The organism is Acinetobacter sp. Brlt_5 (assembly GCF_051949055.1).
Taxonomy (GTDB): domain Bacteria; phylum Pseudomonadota; class Gammaproteobacteria; order Pseudomonadales; family Moraxellaceae; genus Acinetobacter; species Acinetobacter indicus.
In genome coordinates, this window is record NZ_JAYJLP010000005.1 from 133,580 (window position 1) to 146,293 (window position 12,714).

The window sequence follows — 12,714 nt, forward strand, 5'->3', positions numbered from 1 at the left end:
GATTAGTTCTCCTCTTTGTAGTCAGCCACAGCGTGCAGCTCAGGCGTAGCCTGTGGTGCCCACGCGACCGGACGGTCGGTATCCAGCTCAAAGCTTGAAATGGCATCTTTGACCAGACGCGCATCAACTTCGCCTTCATCGGCCAGCTTCTTCAAGGTTGCCACCACAATGTGCGCGGCATCGACACCAAAGTAGCTACGCAGGTTGGCACGCGTATCCGAACGGCCATAACCATCTGTACCCAGCGCCACAAACGGACGGCTGTCTGGCAGATAAGCACGGATCTGTTCGCTATAAGCACGCATATGGTCAGTTGCAGACACCACAATACCATCCGTACCACGCAGCTGTTTCGATACCCACGGCTCTTTGGCTTCTTCCGCCAGCGGATGCAGACGGTTGTATTCTTCGCATGCCATACCATCACGCGCCAGTTCGTTGAAGCTGGTCACGCTGTAGACATTGGAGTGAATCTGATATTCCTCACGCAGGATTTTCGCGGCTTTAATCACTTCACGCAGAATTACACCTGAACCAAGAAGCTGAACCGTGGCTTTTTCATCTTCTTCAAGCAGATACATACCACGCTTGATGCCTTCTTCAACGCCCTGCGGCATTTCAGGATGCTCGTAGTTCTCGTTCATAACCGTCAGGTAATAGAACACACGCTCCTGATTGACATACATGCGCTGTAAACCGTCATGGACGATAACCGCCAGTTCATAACCGAAACATGGGTCATAAGAGACACAGTTTGGAATGGTATTGGCCAGAATGTGCGAGTGACCGTCCTGATGCTGTAAACCTTCACCATTCAGAGTGGTACGGCCTGCGGTTGCACCGAGCAAGAAACCTTGCGCCTGTGCATCACCGGCTGCCCAAGCAATGTCACCAATCCGCTGGAAACCAAACATCGAGTAGTACATGTACATCGGAATCATTGGCAGGTTATTGGTCGAATAACTGGTCGCCAACGCCGCCCAGGCACTCATCGCACCGGCTTCGTTAATCCCTTCTTGCAGCATGTGACCGTCTTTGGCTTCACGGTAATGCATCAATTGTTCCTGGTCTTCCGGGGTATATTTCTGGCCGTGTGCGGCATAAATACCCAGTTGACGGAACATACCTTCCAGACCGAAGGTACGCGCTTCATCTGGAACAATTGGCACCACGCGGTCTTTAATGGCTTTTTCTTTTAACAGTGCAGAGATCAGACGCACCATCACCATGGTGGTCGATTGTTCTTTACCGTTTGAACCTTTTAGCACTGCATCAAACACCGACAGCTCAGGAATCGCGAGAGACTCGCTGTCTTTACGACGTGCCGGCAAGTAGCCGCCCAGTGCTTCACGACGCGCCTTCATATATTTAATTTCAGGCGAGTTTTCACTTGGACGATAGAATGGTACTTCTTCCAGCTGCTCATCGGTAAATGGCAAGTTGAAACGGTTACGTACATATTTCAGTGATTCAAGCTGCATTTTCTTGATTTGGTGAGTTTTGTTCACCGCTTCAATTTCTTCAGACAGACCATAACCTTTTACAGTTTTGGCCAGAATCACGGTTGGCTGACCTTTGGCTTTGGTCGCTTCGGTATAGGCGGCAAATACCTTGTACGGGTCGTGACCGCCGCGGTTCAGATTATCAATATCTTCATCGCTTAAGTTTTTCACCAGCTCTTCAGCTTCCGGATAACGGCCAAAGAAGTGCGCACGGGTATAGGCACCGCCCTTCACCTGATAACGCTGATAGTCACCATCCACCGCTTCTTCCATCACTGCTTTCAGCGCGCCAGATTTATCTTTATCCAGTAGCGGGTCCCAATGACGGCCCCAGACTACTTTAATCACACGCCAGCCTGCACCGCGGAACAGTGATTCCAGTTCCTGAATAATTTTACCGTTACCACGTACCGGGCCATCCAGACGCTGCAGGTTACAGTTCACCACCCAGATCAGGTTGTCGAGCTTTTCACGACCAGCCAATGAGATGGCGCCCAGGCTTTCCGGTTCGTCCATCTCGCCATCGCCCAGATAAGCCCAGACTTTACGGTCTTCTTCTTTGATCAGGCCACGGTTCATCAGGTATTTTTGAATATGCGCCTGATAGATTGACATGATCGGACCCAGACCCATGGATACGGTCGGGAACTGCCAGTAGTCTGGCATCAGGTATGGGTGTGGATAAGATGGCAAACCTTTACCGCCGACTTCACGGCGGAAGTTATTTAAATGCTCTTCCGTCAGACGACCTTCAAGGAAAGAACGTGCATAGATACCTGGTGCACAGTGACCTTGATAATAGATCATGTCGCCGCCAAAGTTATCGCTATTAGCACGGAAGAAATGGTTAAAGCCGACATCATAAAGGGTGGCAGAAGAAGCAAAACTGGCCAGGTGACCACCAAGGTCATCGCCCGTTTTGTTGGCACGCAGTACCATTGCCAGTGCATTCCAGCGAATCAGGGCGCGGATACGACGTTCCATATCCTGATCACCCGGCAGTGGTGGTTGCTCTTCAACTGAAATGGTATTTAAATAAGGCGTATTTAGACGCTGAATGGGAACGTGTTTCGCGATTGCCCGTTGATAAAGTTTTTCTAATAAAAATGCCGCACGCTCGGTTCCCATGTGCTGCAAAACTGAATCAAACGCATCCTGCCACTCTTGGGTTTCCTGCGCGTCGGTATCACCATAATACGCCATAGTTGGTCATTCCTGAATCCTAATTATATGGTTTATATGTACCATATTTCTGCTTTCTACAGGTATGGCCATCGGTGAATACGACTTTAGACTACTATTTCGAGAAAAAATATCTATTGATGTTTTATTACCCAAAATAACAAAAAACCGCCAATAGCGGCGGTTTAATATACAGACAATATTCTTTTGAGTGATAATATAATCGTTATAAGGTCTTAATGCATGACGTGCTCAAAAATTAGGCCTTTTGAGCAAAAGCCGCAAGCTATTAAGGCAGCATTGCCAGGTAAGTTGATGGGTTTTTACGAACGCCGTCTTTTACTACTTCATAATGTAAATGAGGACCGGTACAACGACCTGTACAGCCTACGTTTGCAATATGCTCACCTGCAGCAACACGGTCGCCGACACGTGCAATTAAGCGTGATGCATGAGCGTAACGCGTTAAATAGCCATTGCCATGGTTAATTTCAACATATTGACCATAACCTGTACCCCAACCTGATTTAGTTACGATACCCGGGCCAGTGGCATAAATTGGTGTACCGCTTGGAGCGGCTAGATCTAAACCTGAATGACGTTCAGCACGGCCATTCATGGTACGACCGCCATAGTTTGAGCTTACACGGGCATTTGGTAAAGGATGCGCCACTAACCAGCTATATGGATTAGCGCTATAAGATTTCGCAGAAGACGCTGAACCGTATTTTTTCGCTAAAGATTCGTTGTTTAATTCAACCGTTTTTTCACGCAGTTTGACATTAATTTCAGTTTGCGCCGGAATATTGATGTCTTGTGACTCGCTATAGGTCCCTTGTGCCAGGGTGCGGGTCAATTCTTCAATACGGTCTGTCGATGAATTTTGGCTGTTTAAGTCAACCAGATCAGCAAAAGCCACTGACGCCGCAGAAGCCGCCAAAGAAAACGCTAATAAAATACGTCGCGTATGCATAAAAACCTCATAAAAACTGTTCTTACTCAGAGTTCCTTGGTGATCTCTTCCTTGATCTTCACTGAAAAGAGCGCATAAGATTAAGACATAAACATGAAGGAAATATGTATGTCCGAACCTTGTAACGTCTTTCGCCAAACAAGAAAACACATAAAAACAGGAAACCTAACGTTTCTCTCAACGCAAGTTGCTGCCTGGCAGAAACTTACTCAAATTATTCAACCCTTGTTGCCCCAACCCGAACTTTGGCAGGTTGTTTGTTATCAGCAAGGGATTCTTACCATTACTGGCACCAATCAGGCGATGGTGAGTCAACTGGCCTATTTGCAAAAACAGTATGTTGCTCAGCTATCACAATTGGCAGAACTTCAAGATTTACACAAGATTCAGGTCCGGTTAAAACCGCAGTTGCAAACGCCCCCAAAACAGGAAAAATCTTCAAGAACACTCAGTACAGAAACCCAGGAAATGCTTCGCGGTGCTGCTGACTTTGTGAGCGACCCTAAGCTTAGCCAAGCTTTGTTACGTTTGGCAAGCAATAAAAAGTAACATTGCGCCAATCTAAAAAATACAAAACCGATAAAAACGAGAATTAGTTCACTTTTTTAGATGTTACATTATAACATCACCAAGGAAAGACAATGACTTATGTCACACTCACATACGGAATTGGACATTGATTGATGTCATCAAATGTTACAATTTCATAGCTGCTTGGATCTTTTTGCACATTCCGCAAGAGCTGGTTATTCAGTGCATGACCCGATTTATATCCATCAAATTTCGCAATAATTTGATGACCGAGCAAATACAGGTCGCCCACCGCATCTAATATTTTGTGACGAACAAATTCATCCGAGAAACGCAGGCCCTCTTCATTGACCACACCGGTGTCATCGACCCCAATGGCATTTTCAAGGCTGGCGCCCAAGGCCAGATTGTTGGCTTTTAAATAATCCAGATCTTTCATAAAGCCAAAGGTGCGTGCTTCACTGACTTCATAGACGAAGGTTTCGGTAGAAAAATCAATGGTGGCAGACTGATATTCTTTTTTAAAGGCGGGATGATCGAAATCGATGGTGAAATTGAGCTGGAAACCGTCATGCGGGGTGAAGATGGCACGTTTATCATCAATTAGCGCTTCAACCGGTTTTAAAATCTTGATGAATTTTTTTGGCGCATCCTGCTCTTTTAAACCACCCTGCATTAATAAATAGATGAAGGGACCGGCACTGCCGTCCATAATTGGCACTTCAGAGGCGGATACCTCGATAATCAGGTTATCAATTCCCAGACCCGCCAGCGCACTCATAATGTGTTCAATGGTGCCGACTTTGGCATTGTCCTGAACCAGATTCGAGCACATAAAGGCTTCCTGAATCAGCATGGCATCGGCCGGAATATCGACCGGTGGATTCAGGTCAATACGGCGAAACACGATTCCCCCGTCAGCATGGTGCGGCACAAAGTTAATCATGACTTTCTGTCCACTATGCAGACCTATACCACTCGCTTTCACGACACGTTCTAGGGTACGTTGTTTCAACATGCTCTCAATTCATCTGTATATAAAACCGCTATACGTTAGCATATTTAGCCATTGATAAAAAACAAAAAGGTAGCCATTTGGCTACCTTTTACAAGTTCTGGAATAAAAATCTATATCGTAAAAATTATTTACGTTGTTGATTTTTAAGATATTCCTGAATACTCATTGGCGTTGGACGTGAATTATTGCTGCTGCCTGCAGTCGCATTGATGGCTGGCGCTGCCTCTGCCTGACGCTGAATGGCCGGAACATCATCTTCTTCAACTGGCTGTTGAGCGGTTGCCTGTGCAGACTGCACCACTGAAGAACGCTTGACTGGCTCAACCGCATCGGCTGAATTACGGGTCAAACCGGTGGCAATTACGGTCACGCTGATTTCATCACGCGCATCCGGATCAAATACAGTACCGTAGAATACCTGGCCTTCATCCAGATCGACAATCTGGTTGACAACATCGGTAATTTCTTCAATTTCACCAAAGGTCACGTCATCACCACCAGTCACGTTAATCAGAATACCTTTGGCATTCATGATGGTCACGTTATCCAGTAACGGACTGCGGATCGCCTGCTCTGCTGCCTGACGGGCACGGTTTTCACCACGACCCAGACCGACACCCATCATGGCATAGCCACGGGTACTCATGGCCGTTTTCAAATCGGCAAAGTCAAGGTTGATGTGACCCGGACGTACCACTAAATCAAAGATACTGCGCACGGCATTTAACAGCACGTCATCTGCCTTTTTATAGGCATCTTTCATGGAAATGTCGCGGAATACTTTTAACAAGCGCTGGTTTGGAATGATGATCAGGGAATCAACATGCTGCTCTAAAGCTTCAATACCTTTTTCTGCAGATTGCAGACGGCGTTTACCTTCAAAGTTAAACGGTGTGGTTACGACACCGACAGTTAAAATGCCCATTTCTTTGGCAATTTCAGCGACAACAGGTGCAGCACCGGTACCGGTACCACCGCCCATACCGGCAGTCACAAACACCATATCGGTGCCTTCTAACTGCTGGCGAATCAGCTCGCGGCTTTCTTCAGCAGCGGTTTGACCCACTTGCGGATTAGCCCCTGCGCCCAGACCACGGGTACTTTGCTCGCCCAGCTGGATTTTGCACTGTGCATTCATGCGGTCCAGTGCCTGTTTATCGGTATTGGCACAGACAAATTTCACACCCTGGATATCTGATTCCAGCATATGCTGTACGGCGTTACCGCCTGCACCACCTACACCAAATACAGTGAAACGGGCTTGACCGTTGTTATCGGTTTGATCATCTTCAAAAAATTCAAATGAGGCCATGACCTTTAGCTTTCCTAATTCATAATTGGCAGTCACTTCAGCCCGTATACTGCCTTGATCTTAATAAAAAATTGTTTTTAAGAATGCTGTCCAACGGCTGCCTTGTCAAGTACAAGCGATAATCCGTACAACTTCCTAACAATATTCCCTAAAAAATCAACTAAAAAATTGATTTCAGTTTTTCGTTGAGTCCTGACCAGGCACGACCTACACGCGCCCAGACCGATAAGGTCTCCGGGTCTTCGGTTTCGACAATGGTGTCCTGACTGTAGCTCTGGCTATACATCAGCACGCCCGCTGCGGTTGCATACTGCGAACGGCGTAAGGCAGCCTGATGCGGTTCATCGGCATAAACCTGTACCGGCGGATTGCCCAAATGCGCAGACACACCCAGGGTGCGGCGCACCAGACTGACCATGCCTTCAATCTGACAGGCATCACCAGCCAGCACCACACCATGATATAAGCCATGAATGGCGCCACTGTTTTCCAGTTCCTGACGGATTTGCGCAAAAATTTCTTCATAACGCGCAATAATAATTTCCGACAGTTCAATCCGGCTGATGGTTTGCGGACCATCAATGCCCTGAATCTGAATCATGTGATCAGGTTTGACCACTTTTAAATCGACGCAGCCGTAAAGCAGTTTAATCCGCTCGGCTTCTTCGGTGGTGGTCTGCAATACCGCCGCGATATCACGGGTCACATGCTCACCGCCACGCTGCAAAGTTTGTGACAACGCCAGACGGCCGTCCAGATAAACCGCAATATTGGTGGTACCGGCGCCAATATCAACCAGGCATACGCCATATTCTTTTTCATCTTTGAGTAAACTGGCTTCAGCGGTGGCCAGATGCGACACCACCATTTTTTCTACACCAATATTGGCCCCTTTTAAGGCACGGTCCAGATTCTGCATGGTGCTAATCGGCAGCATCATCAGCTGATAGTGACCGGTCATGCTGTGCGCCGACATACGGATCGGATTTTGTACCCATTCACCGGAATCATCCAGATCAAAGCCCAATGGCACCGCGCTGACCAGATAATGGTCTGAAGTTAAATGGCTGGCTTTGGCCAGATCTAAGGCACGAACCACTTCACTTGTTGTAATTGTGTGGTCACTATTTTCAATTGGGGTACGCCCCGCAGCATAAAAACTTTTTAATTCTGCACTTGGAATAGAAATCCAGGCTGAATGCACCCGGCATTCCGCCATATCTTCTGCTTCTTGAACGGCATTTTTAATGGCTGTAATGACTTTATCGAGACTTACAATTTTTCCTTTATTCATGCCTCGGTTACGAGCGGTAGCCATACCAATCACTTGGATATTGTCTGGCGCGTGTACCTTACCAATCAAAACTGAAACTTTGTGTGTCCCAATGTCAATCGCAACAACCGAGGGAACAGCTTCACTCATTTATTTACTACCATCACATGTTTGTTTAATTAATGGCTTAATGCCTCTATTTTTAAAGCCAAGTATTATGGCTTTGCTGCTATTGCATTCGCAATGCTTGTGTCATCAATCGTTACAACAAAATGACCATTGGCAATTTTTGGTGCCAGCGAGTTTTTCCACTGGATGGCCAGACCATTGCGGTAACGCAGGTCAATTGCAGAAATCCTGGACCATACCGGCTTGAAGTCACTTTGCGCCAGATGACTCAGGCGCTGCAATTTATTCATAGTCTGATCCTGATCCACAATCACCCGCAGGCCAGAATCAAACTGCATAAACCAGGTCATCCGGTCGGTGAGATATAACTCTTTTAAACGCAGATTCACCGGTAAAAACAACTGGTTAATTTCATTATAGCGACGCATCATCATTTTGGACTGATGCATCGGGCCATGTAATAACGGCAGATGCTGATTATTCTTGGGTGTCACTTCCGAAAATACATCACCGCTGTCACTGAGTAAACGTCCGGTACCCCAACGCGCAATCGCATGGCGTGGCATGACCCGTAAACGGATGGCATTCGGCCAGGCGCGTGATACCACCACCCGATCGACCCAAGACAGTTCCAGTGCAGTATCACGAATCTGTTCCAGATCGGAAGTAAAATAGTTATCTGTCACCACCGGCGAAACATGGGTCATGACCTGGCGTAGTTCGGCATTGGAACGGGTGCCGACCACATCCAGTTCGGCCACGCGTGCATCAGTCATGACTTTATATAAACCGTAGATTCCTGCTGCCAATACCACAATCGCCACGCACAGCAATACCCATCCACCCAGGTTCGTCAGCTTTTCTTTACGCGTCGGTGGCTTATCGTGAATCGAGGTAATCGCTGCGCGTTTACGGCGCATGGAAGCAGGAAGTTGAGCCATGGCTTAGTGGGTCGCATCCGTTAAGGTTTGTTCAAGAATTGCCATGCACAAGGCATCAAAACTGTAGCCCACCGCCTGAGCGGCTTTTGGCACCAGTGAGTGACTGGTCATGCCCGGTACAGTGTTGACTTCAAGCAGCCAGAAATTGCCTTGTTCATCCTGCATTGCATCAATACGGCCCCAGCCGCTGGCACCTACCGCCTGGAACGCACGCAGGGCCAAGACCTGTAACTGCTGCTCTTCCGACTCGGTTAAGCCACATGGAATGCCATATTGCACATCATTACGGTTGTATTTGGCTTCATAGTCATAGAACGCCACATCTTTAGGCGGTTCCAGACGAATCACCGGCAAGGCCTGACCATTCAGTAATACAATCGTGAATTCGCGACCGGTAATCCATTTTTCGGCCATTACCACTGCATCATGCTCGGTGGCTTTGGCAATCGCTTCAGCAAAGTCTTCAATACGTTCGACTTTGCTCATGCCAATACTGGAACCTTCATGTACCGGCTTGATAATCAGCGGCAGACCCAATGCAGCGACAATATCAGCCGGGTTTGAATCTTTGGTGACAATACGATACGGCGCTGTTGGCAGCTCGGAACCTTGCCAGACCTGTTTGGTTTTAACCTTATCCATGCCAATGGCTGAACCCTGTACGCCAGTACCGGTATACGGCACATTCAGCCATTCCAGTACACCCTGAATCTGGCCATCTTCACCGCCGCGGCCGTGCAGGACAATAAAGGCACGATCATAGTTGACCAGTTCGGTCACACTACGATCTTTCGGGTCAAACGCTTCTGCCTGAACGCCTTCGCGCAGCAGCGCATCGAGCACTGCCTGTCCACTATCCAGAGACACCCCACGCTCGGCAGATTTTCCACCAAATAACACGGCAACTTTGCCGAACTTTGAAGCATTTGACACGTTTATATCCTTAAACTTTACACTGAGCGACCAAATTCAAATATCACTTTGGGTGATTATTTTAAATACAATTTATTTTGAGCAAGCTCGATGGAGATTGCTCCTACATTACCCGCACCTTGGGTCAATAACAAATCATTCGGTTGTAACACTTTTTGTACCAGTGTTTCCAGATTGCCTTCAACCGGATCAATCAGGATCGGCTCGACCTGACCACGCAGACGGATACTGCGTGCCAGACTGCGGCTGTCGGCACCCACAATGGCTTTTTCACCGGCAGGATACACTTCCAGCAACAGCAGTTGATCGACCTGCGATAACACTTCAACAAAGTCATCAAAACAGTCACGGGTACGGCTAAAACGGTGCGGCTGGAACAACATCACCAGACGGCGGTCCGGATGGCTCTGACGCGCTGCTTTAATGGTGGCTTCCACTTCTTTAGGATGGTGACCATAGTCATCGACCAGTTTGATGCTGCCACCGTCCAGTTCAAATTCACCTTGCACCTGGAAACGGCGACCTACACCACTAAAGCCTTCCAGTGCACGGCAAATCGCACCATCAGAAACACCTTCATCGGTCGCCACACCAATGGCGGCCAAGGCATTCAGTACATTGTGCAGACCTGGCTGATTCACGGTAACACGCAGTGGCTCGCGGTCTTTACGCAATACGGTAAAGTGGGTACGCATACCGTCCTGATCAACATCGACTGCGCGAATATCATTGTCTTCATTAAAGCCGTAGGTTAGCACCGGACGGGCAATGCGCGGCATAATTTCACGGATGTTGGCATCATCACCACAAACCACTGCCAAACCATAGAATGGCAGTTTGTGCAGGAATTCAATAAAGGTATCTTTTAGCTTGTCAAAGCTGCCGCCATAAGTATCCATGTGGTCGGCATCAATATTGGTGACAATCGCTGCCATTGGCTCCAGATGCAGGAAAGATGCATCTGATTCATCGGCTTCAGCCACAATATAACGGCTCGCACCCAGTGCAGCATTAACCCCGGTACGGTTCAGCAAACCGCCAATCACGTAAGTCGGGTCCAGATTTTCTTCTGCCAGCATACAGGTAACCAGACTGGTGGTGGTGGTTTTACCATGCGTCCCGGCCACGGCAATCCCGTGACGATAACGCATCAGCTCACCCAGCATTTCAGCACGGCGCACCACCGGAATACGGCTCTCAATAGCGGCTTTAACTTCCGGGTTTTCCGGATCAATTGCAGTAGAGACTACCAGTACATTGGCGCCCTGAATATTATCTGCGCTATGACCAATAAACACCCGAATGCCATTTTCTTCCAGCTGGGCTGTAGTTTTTGAGGCTTTAATATCTGAACCGGAAACATCATAGCCCTGGTTTTTTAATACCTCGGCAATGCCACACATCCCGGCGCCGCCAATCCCGACAAAGTGGATATGTTTGATACGACGCATTTCAGGCACTTTAATCAGTTCTTTTACTTGATCAGCAGGGATAGATGGAGACATAGTTTACTCGGTTTACAAATCTTGAATTAAAGCAACCACATGTTGGGTTGCATTAGGTTGTGCCTGTTGACGCGCCTTGCTGGCCATTTCAGAGAGCAGTTGGCGGTTCATCAACGGCATTAACAGTTCTTTTAAGCTGTCCGGGGTCATGCTGGCTTGCTGACAGATTTTTGCCGCGCCCGTCTTGGCCAGGAATTGTGCATTGGCCGTCTGATGGTCATCCACAGCGCTTGGCAAGGGCACAAATACCGCAGCCACACCCGCGGTTGCAATTTCCGTAACCGTCAGTGCGCCGGCCCGGCAGATAATCAGATCAGCATCGCTATAGGCCTGTGCCATATCTTCAATAAAGGGTTGCACTTCAACCGTTAAGCTGTCCGGCTTGTTGGCATAACGCGCTCGGGTGCTGTCTGCATGATTTTGCCCACACTGATGATACACATTTAAAGGTACATTCAGCTGTTTTAAGGCTTCAGGGACACGTTCATTCAGTGCCTGCGCGCCCAAAGAGCCGCCAACAATTAAAATACGCAGCGGCAAACCTGCTTTTTCACGTTCCTGATAACGCCAGGATGGGGTTAGAGTCGCGCTAATTTCTTTACGCACCGGGTTGCCAGTGGTGACAATTTTAGTGCTGGCCGGAAACGTATCCGGGAACGCCTGACAAACAGTGTTGGCAATACGCGACAGCTGGGTATTGGTAAAGCCGGCAATTGCATTCTGCTCATGAATAATGACCGGAATACCAAGCAGACGTGCGGCCAGACCACCCGGTCCAGCCACATAGCCACCAAAGCCGGCGACAGCCTCTACTTTGTGTTTTTTCATTAACTGCATGGCGCTTAAGGTGGCTTTTAGAATTTTAAAAGGCGCCATCAGTTTGCGTGCCAGCCCGTTACCGCGCACGCCTTGAATATCAATCTGATAAATCGGAATATTCTGGTTTTGTAATAAACGGTTTTCCATGCCTGTAGGCGTTGCTAACCAGGACACATGGATTCCCTGCTGCTGGAGTTCTTTTGCCACGGCTAGGGCTGGGAACACATGGCCACCAGTGCCTGCGGCCATCATCATCACATGTTTAGGCTTGGTTTGCGCTGCATCAGTCACGGTCTAATTCTTCAATCCAAATATGGCTAATGAAAGTTCTTTATAAGCGCTCAATTGTAATCACAATCGTATGAGCTTGAAAGTTTATTTACTTTTTTTCACCAAGCGGCTCATTGTTTTTTTCAACAGTTTTGAAAGTTTAAACTAGTTTTATTATTAATTCACCGAAATTGTTAAGTTTCCTGCATTTTTCACTGAATTATGTCGATTAGTTTTGATTTACAAAATCGCTATAATTTTCTTGCTCAACGCAGTTTTTCAAGCTCAAATCTCGCTTAAGAATACAAAAAGAGCCACCCAAGGTG

The 12,714-nt window shown here is 47.7% G+C and carries 10 protein-coding genes; 1 reads left to right on the top strand and 9 read right to left on the bottom strand.

Annotated elements, in window-relative coordinates; all coding sequences use genetic code 11:
* Positions 1 to 2: 2 nt before the first annotated feature.
* On the bottom strand, positions 3 to 2,705 hold the full coding sequence (aceE, locus tag VF685_RS05405; protein WP_127800553.1) for a pyruvate dehydrogenase (acetyl-transferring), homodimeric type: 2,703 nt from the start codon (positions 2,703 to 2,705) through the stop codon (positions 3 to 5).
* 268 nt (positions 2,706 to 2,973) lie between these two features.
* Complete coding sequence (locus VF685_RS05410; RefSeq protein ID WP_005180807.1) at positions 2,974 to 3,657, bottom strand: M23 family metallopeptidase; 684 nt, start codon at positions 3,655 to 3,657, stop codon at positions 2,974 to 2,976.
* Positions 3,658 to 3,765: 108 nt separating this feature from the next.
* Here VF685_RS05410 and VF685_RS05415 point away from each other — a divergent pair, with 108 nt between their 5' ends.
* Positions 3,766 to 4,206: a hypothetical protein gene (locus VF685_RS05415; RefSeq protein ID WP_016658741.1), complete on the top strand. Its 441-nt coding sequence runs from the start codon at positions 3,766 to 3,768 to the stop codon at positions 4,204 to 4,206.
* A gap of 97 nt (positions 4,207 to 4,303) precedes the next feature.
* On the opposite strand, the gene lpxC is transcribed toward VF685_RS05415, so the two are convergent.
* The 7 genes from lpxC to murG form a co-directional block, all read right to left on the bottom strand.
* Positions 4,304 to 5,206 (bottom strand): UDP-3-O-acyl-N-acetylglucosamine deacetylase, encoded by a 903-nt coding sequence (lpxC, locus tag VF685_RS05420; protein WP_005180809.1) that lies wholly within the window; start codon positions 5,204 to 5,206, stop codon positions 4,304 to 4,306.
* A 124-nt stretch (positions 5,207 to 5,330) separates the two neighbouring features.
* Positions 5,331 to 6,518: a cell division protein FtsZ gene (ftsZ, locus tag VF685_RS05425; RefSeq protein ID WP_005180810.1), complete on the bottom strand. Its 1,188-nt coding sequence runs from the start codon at positions 6,516 to 6,518 to the stop codon at positions 5,331 to 5,333.
* 160 nt (positions 6,519 to 6,678) lie between these two features.
* A complete protein-coding gene (gene ftsA / locus VF685_RS05430) occupies positions 6,679 to 7,941 on the bottom strand; it encodes a cell division protein FtsA (RefSeq protein WP_005180811.1) in 1,263 nt (420 codons plus the stop codon).
* A 65-nt stretch (positions 7,942 to 8,006) separates the two neighbouring features.
* Positions 8,007 to 8,861: a cell division protein FtsQ/DivIB gene (locus VF685_RS05435; RefSeq protein WP_152342568.1), complete on the bottom strand. Its 855-nt coding sequence runs from the start codon at positions 8,859 to 8,861 to the stop codon at positions 8,007 to 8,009.
* Between the two features lie 3 nt (positions 8,862 to 8,864).
* Positions 8,865 to 9,794: a D-alanine--D-alanine ligase gene (locus tag VF685_RS05440; protein WP_104471926.1), complete on the bottom strand. Its 930-nt coding sequence runs from the start codon at positions 9,792 to 9,794 to the stop codon at positions 8,865 to 8,867.
* A 56-nt stretch (positions 9,795 to 9,850) separates the two neighbouring features.
* The gene (murC, locus tag VF685_RS05445) at positions 9,851 to 11,299 is read right to left on the bottom strand and encodes a UDP-N-acetylmuramate--L-alanine ligase (protein ID WP_016658738.1); all 1,449 of its coding nucleotides are present in this window, start codon (positions 11,297 to 11,299) and stop codon (positions 9,851 to 9,853) included.
* 12 nt (positions 11,300 to 11,311) lie between these two features.
* Positions 11,312 to 12,409, bottom strand: coding sequence for an undecaprenyldiphospho-muramoylpentapeptide beta-N-acetylglucosaminyltransferase (murG, locus tag VF685_RS05450; protein ID WP_286384677.1), 1,098 nt, complete (start codon positions 12,407 to 12,409; stop codon positions 11,312 to 11,314).
* Positions 12,410 to 12,714: the final 305 nt, after the last annotated feature.